Raw genomic sequence first — 22,139 nt, 5'->3', positions numbered from 1 at the left:
TTAAAATAGGTAGTAACCTTTAATTTCATTTTCTTATTTTATCGCCATGGCCGCTTTTTGGAAAATGTCTGCATAAGCAGAACGCTTGCGATAGAAAACAGGCGTTTCACCAATTGGCGCATTCACTTCAACCTGGCCACCACTTGTTTCCTGACCAGTCCATAAATGAACCCACTCATCTTCAGGCAAGTACACCGACCACGTTTCTTTTCCTTCTTCATAAACCGGAGCGACGACCAATTCAGATCCAAGCATATATTGATACTGAATGTTATAAGAAGCGAGATCATGCTCATATTCCATAAACATCGGACGTTGGATCGGAATCCCTTTTTCGGCATTTTCTTTACTTAATGCTTTTAGATAAGGCTTCAAAGTTGTATATACGTTCGTCATTTTCACAAAGTGCTCAAGCGTTTCTTCATCTTGATCGAACTGGAAGCAGTCATCAGGACGATTTCCTTCGTGCGTTCGCATGACGGGTGTGAAGGCTGCCATATCCACCCAGCGAAGCAGCAGCTCTTTGTTTCGCTTGTTCCCATGAAGACTTGTGTAACCACCAATATCACTATGATGAACGCCATTCCCACTCATCCCAGCAGATAACGCGGCTGGAATAACCGAAGCAAGACCATCATCAAGACTCCAATCGACACTTTGATCCCCAGCCCATAATAGCGGACAATATCCCTGACTCCCTGAGTAACCTGCACGCATAAAGTAAACAATATCGCCCCAGCGTCCAGCTTTTTGAACCGCGTTATGATTTACCTTTGCCCACATGACGGGCCAAGCGTTGTGCATTTTTGTTGCAGCTTCTCCATTATGAAGCTTTAAATCAGTTGGCAGATATTCACCGAAATCGGCCATCCATCCGTCCATTCCAAAATCAATCATGTTCTTCTGGATCACATCTTCATACCATTCACAAGCGGCTTCGTTTGTAAAATCCACAACGCCGCAATAGAACTCGCCAAAGTCAACAACATAATCACCGCCATCTAATGCGGTAGCAAGATACCCTTTTTCATAAGCTTCACGGTACAGGTCTCCTTCGACAGCAACATAGGGATTAATGTACCCCATAAAACGGATGCCTTTTTCCTTCCATTCCTTCACTTTTTGGTCAAGCTCAGGGTATTCCTCTGAATTCCATTTCCAGTTCCACATCAACCGTTTACCAAATGACGTCACTCGTTTTCCTTGCCAATCCTGACACCAAACAGCTCCAATTTTCATCCCTTTTTCAATCGCACGATCAATCTTATTTTGTACGCGTTCCGTTCCTCCCTGCATGCCGAGCCAGATCCCATCAAACGTCCAGTCGGGAAGCTCGGGCTGTCTACCAAGTCGAGCCGTTAGTTTTTCAACGAGATCTTTATACGTTTGACCTGTTTCAAACAAAATAGAGGCCGGTGCTTCCCAAATGTGAAGCTCATGAAAATCATCACGTTGAAAATCAAAATCTGCAAAAGCCGTTGTCTCGACATGACAGTAATATTTATTGGTAGATACATAGGTTGGCTGTGGATAATTCGTATTGTAATAGTCACCACCAGCTTGATCCTTCACATCCGCTTGCCAGGTTGTATAGGTTGATTTATTTCGTCCTACACCGGGTTCAGATGTCCAGAGCGGGAAGTTTTTCCCTCTTAAATTAAAGTAGGAAAGCTGTTCCCCACAGCCGTAAACCTTCTCATCTTTATCCGCGTTAACGCGTACCCAGAACCGATTAAACAAGGGGTCAACAAGCTCAAAAGAAACACGAAGGCCTTCGTTATCCTGCTTTAATACCATCGTTAACAGTTCATGATCATGAGAAAAGTGGCGAAACCCGATGCGACACGTCTCTCCTTCGTACCGGACCGTTGCATAGCGAAGAGCCACTCGCTCAACAACATAGTCTTTTATTTTAAAATTCCCTCTATACATATCAATCGTTTCTTCACCGCTACCAACGAAAATGAACGGGCGGGCAGGTGAATGACGAAACAGTAAGCGTCGGTCAAGATAAACGTCAAATTCTTCTCCATTTTGATTCACTTCAAAACTCGGTTTAGTCGATAGTATATTCAATGCAATTTCCCCCTACGTTCATTTCGTTTAAGCGCTTCTAAATTTTTTATCAGCGTTAACCGCTTCTTCATGTTTTTTAGTAACAAAGCCTGAGTATTTCTTATTCCATGATTTTAGTGCAAGAAGGTAGCAGAGTGCTCCAGCGACAGCCGTTCCTAAGATCGATGGCCAGAACCATCCGGAAACCATTCCAGCCTCGTAAGCAAATCCAATTGGTGAGAAGAGAATGTAGACCATGACAACTAGACTAATCAGCACAACGGATACTGGAATCGTAAACTTCCACGGAACCATATCTACTTTTGGATTCGCTCGGAATTCATACGCTTCAGGAAGTGGACGAATACGGCCAACGACCATCATGATGGCAACTTCAATTAAGAAAAGAATCGCTGAGATGTGAATAAAGTTCATCGTAATTTCAATGTTAAATAACTGGTTCAATCCCCACACAAGCATGTAATACGTGATGACGTGGAAGATAATCGCGATTTTCGCTCCAAGTGCAGGGATCCGTTTTGAAACAATCCCAACAAGAACAATGGCAATGATCGGGATGTTAAAGAAGCCTGTAAAGCGACGAATCAAATCCCACAATCCATCTGGTGCGTTCATCAGCATTGGTGCAATAAAGAAAGAGACAAGCGCGAGAACGCTTCCAAAATATTTACTAACGTTGATTAGCTGGCGGTCCGTTGCGTTTTTGTTAATCCCAGCTTTATACACATCAAGCGCAAACATCGTTGCTGCACTGTTTAATAGTGAGTTGAAGCTTGAGAATACGGCGCCGAGAAGTACTGCTAGAAAGAGACCAGACATAAACGTCGGTAGTAGATTTGAGACTACCGTTGGATAAGCAAGATCTACTGGATCCATTGAGCTTCCATAAAGATGGAAGGCAATAACACCTGGAATCATCATCATAAATGGAACTGTCAGTTTATAGAACCCTGATAAAAGAACACCTTTTTGACCTTCCGCAAGGTTCTTCGCACCAAGCGTTCGTTGAATCACGTACTGATTCGTTCCCCAGTAGAACATGTTCATAAAAATCATTCCGGTAAAAATGGTTGAAAATGGAACAGAATCGGTACTCGAGCCAATCGCATTTAACTTCTCTGGATTTTCCGTCGTAATCGTTTTGATTCCTTCTAACATATCGCCATTTCCGAGTGCAAAAAAGCCAAGAATGGGAACAATTAACCCGATAAAGAGAAGTCCTATTCCGTTTAACGTATCGGATACCGCTACTGCTTTTAACCCACCAAAGATGGCATAGACGGCGCCAATAATTCCAATAACCCAAATCACGAGCCAAACGGATGATTCAAATGAAATCCCAAGTAGCTCTGGTACATCAAAAAGACGAAGAATCGCAAGTGCCCCAGAATATAGGACAGATGGGATCGTCACAAACATATAACCAAGCATAAATAAGATAACGGTGTATCTGCGAACGCTTTCATCATAACGTTTGCTTAAAAACTCAGGTAACGTTGAAAAGGCACCGCCAAGATAGCGAGGTAACAAGATGAGCGCCATAATGACAATGGCAAACGCTGCTGTTACTTCCCACGCCATGTTGGAAAGGTTCGTTCGATAAGCCTGTCCATTTAAACCGATCAACTGTTCAGCAGATAGGTTTGTGAGCAAAAGAGAACCAGCAATGAATCCTCCCGTTAACCCTCTACCTGCAAGAAAGTAACCATCTGAGTCATTAACGGAGTTTCTTGTTTTTAAGTAGGAAACCCACGCAACTAGTGCCATAAAAAAGACGCATGAAACTAATGTGAATGTGATACCTGACATAAGGTTGTCCTCCTTTATCCCTTGCTGTAAGCAACTGTAATATTTTCACCGACAATTCCTTTGTGTGCGCCAAGTGACATAAATCGTTCATGCTCTTGATGAGCAAGAAGCCATTTATTTTTCATAAAAAGCAGTGGATCATGTCCTTTTTGAGTATCTTCTAATGGGATATTGGTTCCTTCGGGTAAAATCACCGTACATTTAAATCCTTCATCGCTCACTTTGCAAGGGGCAAGATGGAGAGTTGTTTGATACATTTCAATGGCGGAACCCTTTGGAACATAAAACGCCTTTATCTTCTTCACATCGTATGTATGGTTTACAATGTCATTCGTATGTCCGAGAAGCAGTACAAAATCTGTTATGGCAATGTTAATTTCACTACCTTTATGAAATTCCAGTCCTCCTAAAGCTGAATTGTTACCGTTACAATAACCAATCTGTACCGGCATCCCTCCATAGTAGCTGTTTTCAACGAACGCTTTAAGAGCCTCCGCTTCAAGCTCTTTTTTTGAAGGAACATAGTGATTTCCCTGTTCGGGAATTTCTGTTTCCCTCATTAACTGCGCCACCTGCTCAAATGGAAAGTCAGGAAGAACCTTGCCATACGTTCGAAACACTTCAGAATCAACAGACTGTAAATCCAAATGCGGATTTAACTCGCGTAAAGCCTCAATCATATCCGTACCTCCGATATAAGTAGTAATGTTTAATTAAACATCATAACCTTTTATCACATTATATTGTAAACGCATTCATGATTGCAATAGTTTTTTTGAAATTATCTGTATTTTCATTGTAGGGGTCAGGTTCGAGCCTGACCCTCACTACGCTACCACTTTAATAGAAAACAGCATTCGTTAAATCAACATGCTCCACTTCTTCTCGGCTATCAATCAACCATTTCCCACCGCTTTTCACTAGTTTATAGTGAAAACCACTTGAAGTTACTTCTGTCTCCACGTTGGTTTCTCCTTGCTCATGATTCGCTGAATCCATCGTAACGAGAACGTCGATCTCTGCTACCTTTCCAGATGAATTGATATAAAGGCTGTCGAGATCAAAAGCGGCTTCCACAACCTCTCCGGTAAAAGCGGCGTTATTTTCTTTCACAGACCGGAAACGTTCGTCAAAATACGTTTTTAACTCTGGTGTAACATTCGAGAAGTAATCTGTTTCAAGATTTTCATAGGCATAGATCCAATCATTCAGGTACGTATTGACTGAAGATAGAATTGAATTCACTTCCTCCTGCGCCACGTCTGACTGATCCTCGACCACTTCTTTTTCAACCTCAACAGGTTCTGGCTCACTATAGTCGATCGCAAAAAATAGATCTTCTCCTTCAAAGTGAACGGCGGGGCTTTTTACAACGCCTGCATCGAACGCTTTCTCAGCATGCATCACAACAGAACCGTCAGTTGGATAGGGACCCATTTTCTCGGCGTCGCCAATTGTAACACCGGTATCTTTTCCATTAATAAATAGGCGAGCATCCTCATAATTCGAATCTGCCATCAAGAAAGCGCCATTTACAGGCAAATCGACCTGCAATGTTTCTTCAGAAGTAGCCAATTCTACTTCCACTTCTCCTCGCATCGTATACCCTTCATGATCTAATCTTGTTTCAAAATGATAGATTCCTGGAAGAAATGGACCGATTTTTTTCCCATTTTCTCCAATCGTTTCACTCTTTTCTTGATTAATATAGAGGGTAGTTTTAGCGAATTGTGTTCCTACCTCTACATAGATTGGACCTGGAGAAATAACGTAGTGATCAAACAAGTAAAAGACTTTTCCATCCTTCCTTACATCCATTTGAAGAAACAAGTCTTCATTTGGCTTTGTGAATGTATGACCCTCAAACGTCCTCGCCTGTCGTTCCAAATCCTGAAGTAGTAGTGCCCGCTGTTCAGGGTGATCTTTCAGTAACGAAACAAAACTCGCGAGTTCAGCTTCATGTGAAAGAAAGGGATTGATGTGTGGAATGATTTCACCGATCGCTTCGTAATCTTCTTCTAACAATGCCTCGCGAAAATGCTCCACTGTCCGCTCTGGAGACGAAATCCATTTTAACGTTAGAAAACTACCAATTAAGACAACCAAAATGCCTCCAACAATTGCCCCCCATAACAGCCATCTTGACTTTCCTGCTGGCACCTTTGTCGATCTCCCTACCTGCTGTCCACACTTTACACAAAAAGCACCAGCTTCTTTTCGATGACAGGAATTGCACCAATTCATCTTCCCACCTCCGCCCATTATTCCAAATCATATGGGAGAGATTTCTATTTATGCCTGCTATTCCAAACCATTTATAGAACCGCTTTCTTAAACATGATTTCGAACTTTTATCATATCTATGAAAAGGTCGGGAAAAGCACTCGTTCTTCCTCGACAAGAGCGAATAGTCGCAAGGAGGAGATGGGCATGTCAGATCTACAAACCAAAATAGGTGGAGGTTTATCAAAACTTCAAGATGGCCTTCAGCAAGGAAAAAACAAACTCCAAACAGCACAGGAAGTTTCACAACTAAAGAAACATGCAAGTGATACTGCTTCAAATCGCATGAAAGTCATCAACCAGCTTGGAGAGCTTACGTATCGCCTCCTTCGAAAAGGAGAAATCCAGCATTCTGATTTAACTGAACAAATTGAACGCCTTCTTCCATACGACCTGGAACTTTATCAAGCGAATCGTGCCCTCAGCCAAATGAAAAAAGAATCAAGTGAACATGTTTGCGAATGCGGAGCCTCCTTTCAAGAAGAGGATACGTTTTGTGGAAGCTGTGGATGCAAAGTCCTGATATCAGAACCCCCTCATGCGCTTGCAACTCAACCGTGTAAAATGTGTAAGGAAGAAGTACCTGAGTCTGCTCGATTCTGCGGTTGTTGCGGTTTGAAAAACGGCTAGGAGGTGTTGATCATCACGTACTGTACAACATGTGGCAACGAGGTTAGCGACAATTACTGTCCTTTTGATGGGACTTTTCAGCTTCATGCAGCGGATCCAAGCCTTACATCGGGCGCCAAACCAAAATTTTGTTCAGATTGTGGAACAGAGAACAGCGGTCACCAGCAATACTGTTTACAGTGTGGTTCTTTTCAACTTCCCCTCGTCCCTTTTAAAGTGGAACGCACTCAGGAAAAGGTGGCGACGTCTCATACGATTCCCGATCTAAGCGGCATCAATAAAAGATTGGCCATACTCTGCGCCTTCCTTGCCTTTCTTGTGGTCGGCATCATGTCCTTCGTTGTATCAGAAGGGTTTCAGCAGCAGGCCACGACTTTTCAACAAACCTTGAATGACCTAATCGAGGTTGGGCCGACAGAAGTCGTAAACGATTTTTATTATAACTACGGTACTGAAAATGCTCCATTACCCGATCCGTTCTTTGGAATGACTGATTATTGGATGTCAGCTCATCTCCTTAACTCTACGCTTTCCTTCAATATGACGAAAGCTGGTGAGCGATCTGGAGGAGACCTTGAGCTTCAGTCTGGTCTGTTGATCCTACTTTTACTGCCCCTTATTTCACTTCTGATTGCAGGGTATTTGTATGGGCGTAAAGCTTCAGGAACGTTTCAACACTATTGGGTATCTTCACTTTTAATCGGGCTTGTTTATGGCATGCTAACGGCAGTAGTTGCACTAATCGCAGGATTCCAATTCGATGCTTCAGCACAAGATAGCGGTCTGGTTGCAAATTTGGCGATCGAAAACAACTATCCGTTCATAAAAGCTTTCTTTGCTGCATTTTTCCTCGGGACAGTCTTTTCGTTTATTGGTAGTTTGTATGGAAGTGGCACGATGAAACAATTAACATCTTCTCCTTTAAAAGAAAGTATTAGGACGATCCTATTCGGAATTTCACTTTCAATTGCCGTCATGGTTCTATTACTCTATCGTTTTATGTCTGACGCTAACCCTTTCCTTAGCTTTGACGATATTCCCGCAAGCTATTTTCTGATCATTGTGTTTCAAGGCGGATTTCTTCTATGGAATACGCTCAACCTTTCTTCTCTTACGTTAGATATGAACTTGCTAGATGAGAAACTACGGGTGATGTATTCTGCACTTGGCGGGCTAAAAATTGAAACAAATGATCCTTTTTCAATGTTTAGCTTCCTCTCAAGCAATCCAGGAAACCTCAAACTCTATATGATGCTCGGGTTACTTCTCCCCATTGGTTTGTTCTTATGGGCAGGCTATAGGATGCACCAGGGAGGCGCCATTCAGCTTCATCGGTTTGTCGTATTTGGTTTGTTATATGCTTTTATGATGTCTTTACTAGCTGCCGGTTTAAATACAGGCTTCACGTTTACGTTCGATTTCCTAGCCGGAGAGTTTCAAGACATGACAGACGTACCATTTCTTTTTATCGGTTCCTCCGCCATCACGACATTTTTCAAATGCTTTATCTTCTCAACACTTCTCGCCATTTGCGGTGCATATTGGAAGAAGCGAAGAACCAGCGAGAAGTGTCCGCTGGAGGTGGACTTTTGAGGTTTTTTGTTTGCGAAGGGGGTCAGGCTCGCGCCTGACCCCCTTCACCCCTTCACCCTCTTCACTTCTCTACCTCTCCAACACCGCATTCCGCACATACGTAACGCCTTCTACTTCAACTTCCTGATACACCCATTCTCCAGTATAAGTCATAAATTCCAACCCTTCTTCTGTTAGAAGAACCGTGTCTTCTGACTTTACGCCAGGCAATGAAGGATTCCATGCATAGGCTTGATTCACGACAATCTTGTTTGGCGTGTCAGGATTCGCAAGGAATTCGCGTGAATTGAATCCGGTTAAACCACCTTGGTGAAGAAGTTTCCAATCTTCCGGGAAGCCTTGCTTTGCGTACTCCGCGATCCCAGATTGAATCACATCCCCTGCCGTAGCACCCACTTTTGTCGCATGATTCATCACGCTATCAATCCTTGCAACCGCAGCGCTATGCTGACGAAGCTCTTCTGGCATTTCGCCAAAGTAGACAAGTCGCGTAACGTTGGCAACAAGACCTGCTTCTTCCGCACAAATCACAATCATTGCCTGACGCTCCAGCTTCTTTTCAGTTGGAATCGGGTGGCGATAGCGATAGATGCGTTCGTCTGTCGCCACGAGAAGCACCTGAATCGACATCCCACCAGCAAGAATTTTCGTAGCAAGATGGGCTTCAATTTCTTTTTCCGTTTGACCAGGTTCAATTTCACGGCACGTCTCTTCCACCGCTTTGGCAGCTTTTTGACACAGACTGCGATAACGCTCACGTTCATCTGCTGTCAAAACAGAACGGTATTTCCCAAGCTCTTCATCAACCACATCCCAGTCTGCATAAGGCATGTCAGCTGCCATCCGCTTTCCAGACGTTACCGATTCAATTAAATGCTCAGCAGGTTTGTACCAATCATCAGACAGCACCTCAAAAGAAAACGAAAGATCGGCACATTCTTCTTCCACAATGCGGCGTTCTTCCATTTTTGAGGTGACAAGATACGCATGATCACGCGTAATGATCCAGTCAGCCACGCCAGCTTCCATCGTCTGAACGATGTAATTCGTATTCCCTCCTGTGATCCAAGAGAAATTATTCCGTCTTCTAAGCAAGACACCATCATAACCCTGTTCTTCTAAAAACAAACGCACCTTCTCAATACTCATGACTGTTCTCCGTACCCTTCAGGATGATTTTGATGCCAGCTCCACGCGTGCGCAACAATTTGCGAAAGCTCTGGATAAACAGGCTTCCATCCAAGTTCATTCATCGCTTTCGAAGAAGAAGCAATTAATGTCGCTGGATCCCCTGCACGACGCGGGGCTACTTCTGCCTCAATCGACTTCTCTGTCACGCTACGGCACGTATCAATCACTTCTTTCACCGTAAATCCTTTTCCATTACCAAGGTTATAAATACCGCTCTCATTCGTTTCTTTCATCTTTTTCAACGCAAGGTAGTGAGCCTGCGCAAGGTCAAGCACATGAATATAATCACGTACACACGTACCATCTTTCGTATCATAATCATCACCGAAAATCGATACTTTCTCACGTTGACCAAGCGCCGCCTGAAGGACGATTGGAATGAGATGAGACTCCGGTTGATGGTCTTCCCCAATTTTCCCTTCTGGATCTGCACCAGCTGCATTAAAGTAGCGAAGCGAAGTTGATTTTAAGCCGTACGCATCATCACACCAGCGCAGCATTTTCTCAATCGCAAGCTTCGTCTCACCGTACGGATTTGTTGGATTTGTTACATCATTTTCCTCAATCGGCGTTCTCTCTGGATTTCCGTAAGTGGCAGCCGTCGATGAGAACACGATGTATTTCACATTATGTTCAATGAGTTTTGAAACAAGTGCCTGGGAACCCACTACGTTATTGCGATAATATTCAAGCGGATTTGTCACGCTCTCACCAACAAGTGAACTCGCAGCAAAGTGAATGACAGAATCGATATCATGATCGGCAAAAATTTGATCGATCACTTTTCCATCTGTTAAATCTCCTTTATACAACGGCACGTTAAGCACAGCTTGTTCATGTCCTTTTGTTAAATTATCGAGTACAACCACATCTTCATTCTGCTCTTGTAAATACATAACCGTATGGCTCCCGATATACCCGGCACCACCTGTGACTAAAATCGCCATGTTTTCCCCTCCAATTAAAGCATTAATCGTCGAATTCGATCGTTATTTCCCGGAAAATACTAGTTAAACTTCAGCACATAGGAACCAAGCGGTGCGACTGTCATTTCCCCACGATATTCCTCTTGTGAAACCGCATCGATCCACGTGCCGTCTGGAAGCATGAGCGTACCGTTATGATCCGTCGAATGATTCACAACGGATAAGAAAATGGTCCCATCTTTTCCTGTACGCGTAACAGCTTCCACATTTTCACTTGAAGCGATCATAGATACATCAGTTGCTTGGAAAATTTCTGCATAAAGACGATCCATCATTTCCTCTTCAAGAGCCGACCCAATGTAGTACACCGTTCCTTTTCCATACTGGTTTTTCGTCATTGCCGCTGTTTTTTCATAGAAACAGCCTCGGTATTCAGCAAGTACTTCCGCTGTTGTCGGCTCTACGAGATCGCACCAGATCGAAGCAACAGAGTTCACACCTTTAAGAGCACCTTGAATGCCTTCAACCTGATTGTTTTGACCGAGTTGAAGCGATTCGTATTCATTTATTTCAACACCGGCGAGCTCACGTAGTGCACCCGGAAGCGTATCTTCTACGACAAAATTATTCTGTTCTTTCACTCCTGCGCGATAAGAAAGAATGACGGTTCCACCTTGCTCCGCAAAGCGTGAAATTTTTTCATTAACAGCTGGATCGGTTAGGAAATAAACCGGTACAACCAACACCTTGTATCCGTCCAAATTACTTTCTTTTGTTACAATGTCCGTCATCGCGTTCATGCGATGGGCGGGGCTATAGAAGCGAAGGAACTCTCGTTTGTATTCAAACGCATTGCTTTGCGGCTGAATTCCCCATGCCCAAGCATTCTCCACATCATAATAAACGGCAACATCCGCCTTGTATTCAGACGCAATCCACTCATCCCCAAACACGCTAAGGGAATCAATCACTTCTTTCACTTCATTGTATTTACGCTTTGGTCTCCCATCATGATCAAGAACACCGTGACAAAACTCTTCCGTTCCAAAACGAGCAGCGCGCCAGCGGAAGTAAACAATTGCTTCAGCTCCGCGAGCAATTGCCTGATACGTCCAAAGCTTAATATGACCTGGACGAGGCAAGTAGCCGATGCGACTCCAACCTTGCGCTCCTGAAAGTTCTTCCATCACCCAGAAGCCTTTCCCGTCTTTAGAAGAACGACAAAGATCATGCTGATGAGCAATCGCAGCCGGCGCAATTGGCTCAGGTAACCCTCCCCAAACCGGGTAGTTATCGAACGAAATGAAATCAAGTTCCTTCGACATATCCCACTGATTAATTGCCTGATCGGTATAAACAAAGTTATGCGTAATCCACTGATCAGAAACGTGCTGTCGAAGAATGTCTGTTTGAAGCTTGTTGTAAGATGTATACGCGTCCGCACAGAAACGATCAAAGTCAAGAAGCAGGCTCGGATTATGCTCCTGGAAGACTTTACGTGGTACAGGAATTTGGGACCAAGCTGTATACGTTTGACTCCAGAACACGGTACCCCAGGCTTCGTTTAACGCATCAAGATTGTCATATTTTTGCTGTAGCCAAATTTGAAAAGCCTGCTGATCAACATCGCCATAGCTACGATCTGATTTTTCATGACCATATTCATTATCTACCTGCCAACCAATAATCCCTTCATGTTGACCATAGTGCTTTGCCATTTCTTCTACAATTTTTGCCGAAAACTTACGGTACACTTCGCTGTTTACCGTATAGTGACGTCTTGCTCCAAAGGAAATAACCGTACCATTCGGATCAACAGGTAAAATTTCAGGATACTTTTCAACCATCCAAGCAGGTGGTGTTGCGGTCGGTGTGCCAAGAACCACCTTGATCCCGTTCTTCTTCATCAAATCAATCGCTTCATCATAAAGGGCGAAATCATACGTCCCTTCCTCAGGCTCCATCAACTGCCATCCAAATTCTGCGATACGTACAACGTTCACACCGAGTTCTTTCATCAATCGGACATCTTCACTCCAGCGCTCTTTTGGCCACTGTTCCGGGTAATAATCCACACCTATATACATTGCATTAGCTCCTTTTGCCGTTTTGTGTTTGCTAATTTGAAAAGAAGCTCGCCAGGATCGGCAAGCTCTTATTGATTTAAATGGATGTTAAGTGCATGCGTAAAGCGATCAAACGCTTCTTGACCTGGTACTGTTCGTTTAAAGACACCAGCATGGCTTAAGATATCAGAGAAGATAAGTCCGATTTCATCCCGCAACCGCCCCTGTACATTTGATGAATTAAGGTCCGGATATTTTTCAAGAAGTGAGTCCGCCCAGACAACATGCTTGCTAATCCGCTCATCACGTTCGATTTGTTCTAGTGGATTTTCACCGATCAGTGATTCACCAAGTAAGTGCAGCTCTTCTTGTAGTCTGCCGGGAAGCACTGCCAGTCCCATCACTTCAATTAAACCGATGTTTTCTTTCTTAATATGGTGCACCTCCGCATGAGGATGAAACAGTCCCATCGGGTGCTCTTCTGTCGTGCGATTGTTTCGTAGCACAAGGTCAAGCTCATAATTATCGCCGTGACGACGCGCGATTGGCGTAATCGTGTTATGCGGCTCATCATCTGTAAACGCATGAACCTCGGCGCTTTCATCGCTATACTCTTTCCAGAACTGAAGAATCGCATCGGCCAGTTCTCCAAGCTCGTTTCGATTGTTGCTTTGCAGACGTAGCACTGACATCGGCCACTTCACAACGCCAGCCTTTACATTTGGATAAGCGGTTAAGTTAACATCTCGCTCCATCTCTGCTTTTGCCATTGGAAAGTCATGCTTTCCTCCTTGAAAATGATCATGACTTAAAATAGAACCGCCAACGATTGGCAGGTCTGCATTTGAGCCGATAAAGTAATGAGGAAACTTCCCAACAAATTCAAGCAGTCGATCAAACGTGCCGCGCGAAATTTTCATTGGTTCGTGTTCTCCGTACAATACAATGGCATGTTCGTTGTAATAAACGTATGGAGAGTACTGTAAATACCACTGTTTCTCTTCAAGCGTGACAGGAATCATCCGAAGATTTTGTCGTGCCGGATGATTGATTCGCCCTGCATATCCGACGTTTTCTTTACAAAGCAAGCACTCAGGATAGCCAGTTGACTTCATTGTTTTCGCAGCCGCAATTGCTTTTGGATCTTTTTCTGGTTTGGACAGGTTTATCGTGATTTCCATCTCACCATACTGCGTTGATGTGAGCCACTCCTCATTTTTTGCAATGCGATCCGTACGAATGTAGTGAACATCTTTTGAATATTGATAAAAGTTAGCCGTGGCTGCTTCAGGTCCAGTTTGTTCATAAGTCTTTTCAAACTTCTCAATCACGCCTGATGGTCTTTCCGTTAAGCATCCCATGATTTTTGTATCAAGCAAATCACGATAAGTGACCGTATTTTCAACGAGTCTTCCATTTTCATAGGCCCAATCTAAAATTTGATCCAAAATCGTAACAGGGCTGTCAGGGATATTCGAAGGAACATATATTGGATCGATCTCTTCAAGCTGAAGCACTTCTAGAATTTGATTTCGCGCGTATGATAAATCCCACTCATGAATCAGATGGTTATTCAATCCATATTGGAGGAGACGGTTAATCTCTTTATCGATGCTTCTCATGGTTTCTCTCCACTCCTCTCCAGATTTACAGCGCTTCTGAAAGCTGGTTGATTTCTCTTGCTCCTGCACCAATTTCCACAACGTAAAATTCAGGTGTTAAGCCCGTTTTCTCTTTATAAGTTTTGGCTACATTTGTTTGGAATGAATGTAAAAACTGATTTTCAACAATGGTGATTGTACAACCTCCAAACCCTGCTCCTGTCATACGGGAGCCGATGACACCTTCTTCTGCCCAGGCAGCTTCGACTAAAGCATCAAGCTCAAGACCTGTTACTTCATAGTCATCGCGCAAAGAAACGTGTGACTCATTCATTAACTGACCGAACACGTCAATCTCTCCAGCATTTAACCGTTTAGCTGCTTCAATCGTACGAACGTTTTCATAAACCGCATGCTTTGCTCGTTTCTGATCAATTGAGTTCGTGATGTAGTGTTTATTCGCTTCAAACGCTTCAACCGTCAGATCACCAAGCGACTCAATCTGGAGGTGCTCCTGAAGCTGACTAAGTGCACGCTCACATTCAGAACGGCGCTCATTGTATTTTGAATCTGCTAACCCTCTTCGTTTGTTTGTATTCGCGATCACAAGAGCAGCATTCTTGAGAACAACAGGACTATAGCTATATTGAAGCGTGTTGCAATCAAGAAGAACAGCCGCTGCTTCTTTCCCCATCCCAATCGCAAATTGATCCATAATTCCGCAGTTTACGCCAACAAACTCATTCTCCGCACGTTGACTCATTTTCACCATTTCAACCATCTCAAGATGAATGTCATTTAATTCATTCAATAAAACGGCCGTCGCTAACTCGATGGATGCCGATGAAGATAATCCGGCTCCATTTGGAATATTGCCATAGTAAAGCACATCAAATCCGCTCACATCATAACCTGATTGCTTTACTATCGATACGACCCCTTTTGGGTAGTTTGCCCAGTCATGCTCAGCCTCATAGACGAGCTTATCCGCATTAACCGTCATGACGCCTTTCTCTTCAAAATTCATGGAATAGAAACGAATGATAGAATCCTCTCGTTTTCTAGCGACCGCATAGGTCCCAATGCTAAGTGAGCACGGAAATACGTGTCCTCCATTATAATCTGTATGTTCGCCAATTAAATTGACACGCCCTGGCGAGAAGAAGCTTCTAATTTCACCACTGTCTCCGAACACCTTTCGAAATTGTGCATATAGCGATTTCATTTTTTTCACCCGGCCTCGTTTATTTACTGCTTTTTCGCAGCTTTAATTTTGTCGACATCGTTACTTTCTTTGCGACTTTTCTTCTTAATAGACGCTCCATTAAAAGTCCAACTGCCGTTTCACCCATCAATTCGGTGTACACTTTAACCGTACTTAAAGCAGGGTAGACATATTTTGAGACACTAATATCATTGACACCTATTAAGCTAACGCGGTCTGGAACAGAGATCCCATTTTCATGCAAGGCACGAAGACAGCCAATTGCCATCGTGTCATTCCCAACAAAGAATGCGGTTGGAAGCTCTTCACCAAGCTCGTCAATGGCACGCTTCATAAGGGAATAGCCGTCATCAACCGTAAATGATCCCGTATAAACGTAAGCTTCATGATCTTGATCGCATTCTGTCATATAGCGTTTGAACGTAAGCTCACGTTCATCAACAATTTCAGCGCTGGCGTCCCGAAACGCTTCTCTTCCGCCAATATAGCCAATTCGCACATGACCTTTACTTGTAAAATAATCGAGTACTTTTTTTGTCGCCTTCTCAAAATCAACGACAACGGCATCGTACCTCTCGTTATCTGGATCATAGTCAACGAAAACGATATTTGGTGTAACTTTATTTAATGAAGCAATTTCTTGACTACTAAATTTTCCAACGGCAATCATACCCTGTATGTTTTCTTTTTCTAATTCATCATAGTTATCTTTAAAAATTTTCACGAGTTCAAGCCGCTCTTCCTGACAGCGTTGCTCAACTCCGAGTCGAATCGACATATAATAAAGGTCGTTCAACTCTTCCTTTTCCGTATACCAGTGGATAATGGCAATTTTCGGTGTTAGCGACTTCTTTCCACGCTTCTTGCTGTAAGAAAGCTCTTCTGCTACTTCAAAAATTCGCTTTTTCGTATCATCCGACACTGATAACGTTTCATCATAATTGAGGACGCGTGAAACGGTCGATGTGGAACATTTCACTTTTTGTGCGATGTCCTTAATCGTTGCCATGGCCATCATCCTTTTTTATTCTGCTTTTAAGTAAAACACCTTCGATTGAAAGTCTCCACCGCGCTCAGCTTGCTCACCATTCGCACCGTTAAACTCAACTGGTAGCGGTAGCCCGTGTAACATCAGTTCATCTCCGAAATACTTTTCCCCATCAACGTTGTAACCTCGATCACTAGCTAAACCTCTTAACTTCACAAACTGATTGGTGCGTGGATTTGGCGTACTTGATGCTTTATACCAGCCAACAAGCACTTCAGTCTGATCCTTTGAAACAATCATCCAGGCCGTTTCATTGCTTTCAAACGGGCTTTGTAAGCGGATAAACTCGCCATCACGAACGAGATGACGCAGTGATTGGTAACGTTTGATCTGGGCTTTCACAATTTCTTTTTCCTCATTTGATAGGCTAGAAGGATCCAACTCATATCCAAATGTTCCAAAATACGCAACATCAGCTCGCATCGAAAGAGGGGTCTCACGAAGCGTTTGATGGTTTGGGACGGCAGATATATGAGAGCCTATGCTGTAAATAGGATACGCCATCGATGTACCATACTGGATTTTTAGACGCTCTACTGCATCTGTATCATCACTCGCCCATGCTTGTGGTGCGTAGTAGAGAAGTGCCGGATCAAAACGCCCACCGCCCCCAGCACACGATTCAAACAGTACATTTGGAAACTCTGATGTTAAGCGCTCATAAAGATCATAGACACCTAGAATATAGCGATGGAAAAACTCACCCTGGTTCTCTAAACCTGCAGAGTAGGCCTCCGTAATGTTCCGATTCATATCCCACTTAATATAGTCCAAGTTCGTTGCCTCAATAATCTCTTTCATTTGTTCAAAAATGTAGTTCACTACTTCAGGTCGTGTATAATCAAGTACGCGCTGATTGCGTCCAAGTGTAAAGTGTTCACCTGGAATGCCTATCGCCCATTCAGGGTGCTCTCTATACAGCTCGCTATCAGGACTAATCATTTCCGGCTCAAACCACAAACCAAATTGAAGTCCGGTGCTCTTCACTTTTTCTGCAAGAGAAGCAATGCCATCTGGAAGCTTTTCTAAGTCAACCGTCCAATCCCCAAGCGACGAACGGTCGTTGTTCCGCTTTCCAAACCACCCGTCATCTAGAACGAACAGTTCTACTCCCAGTTCTTTCGCTTCCTTCGCAAAATGAAGAAGCTTCTCTTCATTAAAATCAAAATATGTCGCTTCCCAGTTATTGATTAAGACAGGACGATCCTTGTTCTTCCACTGCTCACTAATAAGCTGATGGCGATACAGGCGATGGAATGTTTGACTCATCCCGTTCATCCCTTGATCCGAATAAACCATGAGCGCTTCTGGGGTTTGAAATGTTTCGCCCGGACTAAGATTCCATTGAAAGCCCATTGGATGAATCCCAACCTGCACACGTGCAGTACCGTAGTGATCGACTTCCGTTTGTGCAAGAAAATTCCCGCTATAAACAAACTGAAAGCCAAATACTTCCCCTATATGTTCTGTAGCATCAAGCGCTGTTAAAGCGAGAAATGGATTGTGGTGATGAGAGCTTGCGCCGCGAATACTGGAAACCGACTGGATGCCCTGCTCGATTTTCCTCTTCTTCACATGACGCTCGCGGGCCCACGTACCGGAGAGGTGGACCATTTCCATATCAGCATGAGGTAAATCAACAGACAAGGACATCATGCGATCGATGGAAAGTGCACCATCCGTTTTATTAATAAGACGAACATTTCGAGCGATCACTGCTTCATTTTTAAAAATCGTATAGCTCAGCTCGAGCTCTACCTGCTGATAAGTATCTTCCAATACTATGAGGAGCGTCTCCGCTTCATCTGTATGTGCATACGTTGCCGGCAAGCCTTTTAAATATGGTTTCCCCTTCACAATTTCATGTGATTTGTAGACAAAATTCGCAATTGGCTTTTGACCGTCCGATATCATGAAAGCAGGTTCTCTAAAATCCCCTTTTCCATAAACAGGATACTCCTGTTGAATCGTTTCAAGCGAAAAAGCCGCGTCGTCCTCATACGTATGGCAGCTAGCCGGTGTTGGGTTGTTTGTTCTCTGAAAATGACGATAATCGCGCTCACGAAGCGCTTTTCCGAAATACAGATGACCGAGCTGCCCATTTTTTAAAACCTGAAAGATGTAGCTGATTTTTCCATTTGTGAGATGAAACTGCTGTTGATTAACGAGAATACTCATTGCCATCGATCCTTTATCCGAGTTTAGGTTCGTTTATTAATGTGACGCCGCTTGCCGTGTGTCCCTCTAATTCGAGAACGACAATTTCATTTTCACCTTCCTGTAACAGTGGGCCAGGTAAATAAAGACGCTGCTGTGGTCCCATCGTCTGCCAGTAGCGACCAAGATTAAATCCATTGATATACACGTTACCTTTTGTAAACCCTTCCAAATCAACAAATGTATCATAGCATTGATCAACCGTGAATATGCCCTTAAGATATTTAGGATAACGGTCGCCTGCTGTGTACGTCTTAGGAAGGCGATCGCCTTCAATCTTCATCATTTCCCAGTCAAACCAATATTGATTGTTTAACCAGAGGTTCTGCACAATCCCTTTCTGATCAGACAAGTGCTTGCCGTAATTCACTCGGCCCAGGTTTTCAACAAGAATTTCAAAAGTGTTTTCCTCATCTGGAAAAGGAATCATCACCGATTTTTTCTCATCATTTATGGAAACCGTCGCTTCATGCTTTCCATTCACATAAATGAATGCTCTGTCGCGAATGGGCGTTGTATCAAGCTCTAACGCTCCCGTCTCATGAATCGTCGTACGGTAAAGCGTATAGCCAAAGTTTTGGTCAAGCTTTTCCATGCTAAGTGGTGTCACGTACTCTACTTTGGTTCCCACCTCTTGAAGGACATCGAATAGGCTGACACTCTCCGTTAGCTTCACTTCGCCATAGCTTTTCGTCTCAACTTTAGAAACATCTTCAACCGAAACATCCGTTACACGCTTCAACACATCCGCCATGGCGAGATATTTGTCTGTTACATCTCCCCACTCTGTTAAAAGAGAATCATAGTCATAGCTCGTAATTGTCGGTGCATATTTCTCATAATGATTGGCTCCGTTATAAAAGCCAAAGTTCGTTCCACCGTGGAACATATAGAAATTAACCGATGCGCCCATATCCATTAATTTCTGGAACACTTCAGCTGCTTCCTTTGCGTCACGAGTATGATGTTCGCCACTCCAGTGATCAAACCAGCCAATCCAGAATTCCGCCACCATTTTGGGTGAATCAGGTTTCATGGCTTCAAGAGCTGCAAACGCTTCTTCTGGTCTTGATCCGAAATTGAGCGTCGTCACGACATTCTCCATTGAACCTTGCTTAATGAAATCTGGTCCGTCTGAAGTGAAGTAAAACGTATCAATGCCATGCTTCTCATATTGTTCTTTATGGAAAGCAAGGTAATTTTGATCATTGCCATAGGCGCCATATTCATTTTCAATTTGAAACGCGATGACCGGTCCACCATTTTTTTGTAAAAATGGCTTCAGTCGCGGAAGAAGTTCATTGAAATAATCTTCTACGTGGTTTAGAAAAGCAGGATGACTACAGCGAAGTGCCATATCATCCTGTTTTAGTAACCATGAAGGGAGACCCCCCATTTCCCACTCTGCGCAAATATAAGGAGACGGCCTTAGAATGACGTAAAGTCCGATTTCTTGTGCTTCAGCTATGAACCGCTCCACGTCAGCCATTCCTTCAAAATGAAACTGACCTTTTTTCGGTTCATGAAAGTTCCATGGAATATACGTTTCTACTGTATTCAACCCGAGGGCCTTCAGCTTTTGAAGGCGATCTCTCCAATACTCAGGGACAACCCTGAAATAATGGAGACCTCCTGACAGGATTTGAAACGGTTCGTCGTTTAGGTAAAATTGGTTCTTTCTCGCTTCCAGCATAACAGCCTCCTCCTATTTCAAGGCGCTTCCGAGCATACCTGAAATAAATTGTTTTTGCAGAGTTAAGAAGAATGCAATGATCGGAACAGTCGCTAACGTAACGCCCATCATCACTTGACCGTAGTCGATATAAGAGAGTCCCATTAAGCTAGATAGGGCAACAGGGAATGTGTACATGTCGTTCGTGTTCAACACAACGAGCGGCCACATGAAGTTGTTCCACTGTGTCATGAATAGGAAAATTGATGCAGCTGCTAGAGCCGGTCGCATCGACGGAATCACGATTGAGATAAAGATTCGGGTTTCACTTGCGCCATCAAGACGCGCTGACTCCATCAATTCTGTTGGGAAAGCCAGGAAGTTCTGTCTTAACAAGAAAATCGCAAATGGGAAACAAAGTTGCGGTGCAATAACCGCGAAGTACGTGTTTAATAGATTAAAGTCAGACATCATTTGAAACAAAGGAATCAACGTTGCCTGGTAAGGAATCATCATGGAAAGTAAGAAGGCCGTAAAGATGAATTTTTTCCCTTTGAAATTGTACTTCGCTAGAACGTAGGCTGCGCTCGCACAAACAGCAAGGGCAATCACTACATAAAGACCTGAGACGAAGAGTGAGTTAAAGAGTACTCTGAAAATACCAATCGATTCATTTAAGTTCGTTAAGTTTGTCATAAACTGATCGCCAGGTAAAAGCGTTGGCGGGTTCGTAAACATTTTACTAGAGTCGTTTGTTGCACCGATAAACATCCAGTAGAACGGGAAGATGGAAACAACTAGGAAAATACTAAGAAGTGTATACATCCAAACGGCTTTTAGTTTATTCTTCTTTTTCTTCGGTTTCTTTTGTTGCCTTTCAGCAAGGGTGAGTTTATTTGTCGACTGTTCAATTACCTCTAGGTTCTTAGCCATTAATCATCACCTGCTATCTTGAATTGGATAATGGAGAGAATACCTACCATAACAACAACCGCGTATGCAATAGCGGAAGCATAGCCGAAGTCAAAGTATTCAAATCCACTTTGATAAATATAAAGTCCAAGGGTCATCGTTGAATCTGCCGGTCCACCGCCCGTTAAGTTGAACGGTTCGTCGAAAAGCTGAAGCGTTCCGATTGTCGATAGGATACCTGCAAAAAGAATCACTGGTTTTAGTTGCGGGACAGTAATGTAGAAAAATTGCTTAAACTTGTTGGCGCCATCAAGAGAAGCCGCTTCATATAAATCTTCTGGAATGTTTTGAAGGGCTGCCAGGAAAATAACCATGTTATATCCCGTCCATCTCCACGTCATCGCGATAATAATCGAAGCTTTCGCCCAAAACGGATCGGATAACCAAGGGATGGCCGTAATGCCGATGTAACTAAGTGCCGTGTTAATTATTCCTTCTTCTTGAAGCATGATTGAGAACAAGATCGAGTAGGCTACAAGCGATGTCACAGCTGGTAGAAAGAAAGAAACTCGGAAAAATCCTTTTAGCTTTAACAGCTGGTTGTTCAACACATTGGCTAGTACCATTGCGAGAATGATCATAACTGGGACTTGAACAACAAAGATAATGAATGTGTTCTGCATCGCCGTCCAGAAAATATCATCGTTCCAGAGGCGTGTATAGTTTTTCAATCCTGCAAAAACGTATTCTCCACCCACTCGTTCCTGAAAACTGAGAACAAAGGAAGCGATAATTGGATAAACGGTAAATGCTAAGAAAAGCAGAATGGCCGGAGCTGCGAATAAATATGGAAAACGTTTCGCTCGATTCATGAATATCCCACCTTAACA

The 22,139-nt window shown here is 43.4% G+C and carries 16 protein-coding genes; 2 read left to right on the top strand and 14 right to left on the bottom strand.

The window, feature by feature from the left end; all coding sequences use genetic code 11:
• Positions 1–33: 33 nt before the first annotated feature.
• From LC090_RS03230 to LC090_RS03215, 4 genes are all read right to left on the bottom strand, one after another.
• The gene (locus LC090_RS03230; protein ID WP_226655210.1) at positions 34–2,076 is read right to left on the bottom strand and encodes an alpha-glucosidase; all 2,043 of its coding nucleotides are present in this window, start codon (positions 2,074–2,076) and stop codon (positions 34–36) included.
• Positions 2,077–2,103: 27 nt separating this feature from the next.
• Positions 2,104–3,885, bottom strand: a complete 1,782-nt coding sequence (locus LC090_RS03225; protein ID WP_226655208.1) for a solute:sodium symporter family transporter — start codon at positions 3,883–3,885, stop codon at positions 2,104–2,106.
• 14 nt (positions 3,886–3,899) lie between these two features.
• Positions 3,900–4,565 carry a DUF4867 family protein gene (locus tag LC090_RS03220; protein ID WP_226655206.1) on the bottom strand — a complete coding sequence of 222 codons (666 nt, stop codon included), beginning with the start codon at positions 4,563–4,565 and terminating at the stop codon, positions 3,900–3,902.
• 160 nt (positions 4,566–4,725) lie between these two features.
• Positions 4,726–6,129: a zinc ribbon domain-containing protein gene (locus tag LC090_RS03215; protein WP_226655203.1), complete on the bottom strand. Its 1,404-nt coding sequence runs from the start codon at positions 6,127–6,129 to the stop codon at positions 4,726–4,728.
• A 186-nt stretch (positions 6,130–6,315) separates the two neighbouring features.
• Between LC090_RS03215 and LC090_RS03210 the strand changes: the two genes are divergently transcribed.
• Together LC090_RS03210 and LC090_RS03205 are read left to right on the top strand one after the other, a co-directional pair.
• A complete protein-coding gene (locus LC090_RS03210; RefSeq protein ID WP_226655201.1) occupies positions 6,316–6,798 on the top strand; it encodes a zinc ribbon domain-containing protein in 483 nt (160 codons plus the stop codon).
• A 6-nt stretch (positions 6,799–6,804) separates the two neighbouring features.
• A complete protein-coding gene (locus LC090_RS03205) occupies positions 6,805–8,391 on the top strand; it encodes a zinc ribbon domain-containing protein (protein ID WP_226655199.1) in 1,587 nt (528 codons plus the stop codon).
• 69 nt (positions 8,392–8,460) lie between these two features.
• On the opposite strand, the gene LC090_RS03200 is transcribed toward LC090_RS03205, so the two are convergent.
• The 10 genes from LC090_RS03200 to LC090_RS03155 all read right to left on the bottom strand — a co-directional run bounded on the left by LC090_RS03200 (position 8,461) and on the right by LC090_RS03155 (position 22,121).
• The gene (locus LC090_RS03200; RefSeq protein WP_226655197.1) at positions 8,461–9,540 is read right to left on the bottom strand and encodes a M24 family metallopeptidase; all 1,080 of its coding nucleotides are present in this window, start codon (positions 9,538–9,540) and stop codon (positions 8,461–8,463) included.
• Positions 9,537–10,529 carry a UDP-glucose 4-epimerase GalE gene (gene galE / locus LC090_RS03195; protein WP_226655196.1) on the bottom strand — a complete coding sequence of 331 codons (993 nt, stop codon included), beginning with the start codon at positions 10,527–10,529 and terminating at the stop codon, positions 9,537–9,539. Before galE ends, LC090_RS03200 begins: the two co-directional genes overlap by 4 nt.
• Before the next feature lie 59 nt (positions 10,530–10,588).
• Complete coding sequence (locus tag LC090_RS03190) at positions 10,589–12,595, bottom strand: beta-galactosidase (RefSeq protein WP_226655194.1); 2,007 nt, start codon at positions 12,593–12,595, stop codon at positions 10,589–10,591.
• Positions 12,596–12,663: 68 nt separating this feature from the next.
• Positions 12,664–14,196 (bottom strand): UDP-glucose--hexose-1-phosphate uridylyltransferase, encoded by a 1,533-nt coding sequence (gene galT / locus LC090_RS03185; RefSeq protein ID WP_226655192.1) that lies wholly within the window; start codon positions 14,194–14,196, stop codon positions 12,664–12,666.
• A gap of 25 nt (positions 14,197–14,221) precedes the next feature.
• Complete coding sequence (locus LC090_RS03180; RefSeq protein ID WP_226655190.1) at positions 14,222–15,400, bottom strand: galactokinase; 1,179 nt, start codon at positions 15,398–15,400, stop codon at positions 14,222–14,224.
• Between the two features lie 19 nt (positions 15,401–15,419).
• Positions 15,420–16,409 (bottom strand): LacI family DNA-binding transcriptional regulator, encoded by a 990-nt coding sequence (locus LC090_RS03175; RefSeq protein WP_226655188.1) that lies wholly within the window; start codon positions 16,407–16,409, stop codon positions 15,420–15,422.
• Between the two features lie 15 nt (positions 16,410–16,424).
• Positions 16,425–18,626: an alpha-galactosidase gene (locus LC090_RS03170; RefSeq protein WP_226655186.1), complete on the bottom strand. Its 2,202-nt coding sequence runs from the start codon at positions 18,624–18,626 to the stop codon at positions 16,425–16,427.
• 13 nt (positions 18,627–18,639) lie between these two features.
• A complete protein-coding gene (locus LC090_RS03165; RefSeq protein WP_226655184.1) occupies positions 18,640–20,358 on the bottom strand; it encodes a glycoside hydrolase family 35 protein in 1,719 nt (572 codons plus the stop codon).
• Between the two features lie 12 nt (positions 20,359–20,370).
• Positions 20,371–21,162, bottom strand: a complete 792-nt coding sequence (locus LC090_RS03160) for a carbohydrate ABC transporter permease (protein WP_048312872.1) — start codon at positions 21,160–21,162, stop codon at positions 20,371–20,373.
• A gap of 107 nt (positions 21,163–21,269) precedes the next feature.
• Positions 21,270–22,121, bottom strand: a complete 852-nt coding sequence (locus LC090_RS03155) for a carbohydrate ABC transporter permease (RefSeq protein ID WP_159785293.1) — start codon at positions 22,119–22,121, stop codon at positions 21,270–21,272.
• Positions 22,122–22,139 lie beyond the last annotated feature (18 nt).

Source organism: Guptibacillus hwajinpoensis (genome assembly GCF_020524165.1).
Classification (GTDB): Bacteria; Bacillota; Bacilli; order Bacillales; family Guptibacillaceae; genus Guptibacillus; species Guptibacillus hwajinpoensis_D.
This window is presented reverse-complemented; position numbering and strand designations above follow the sequence as displayed.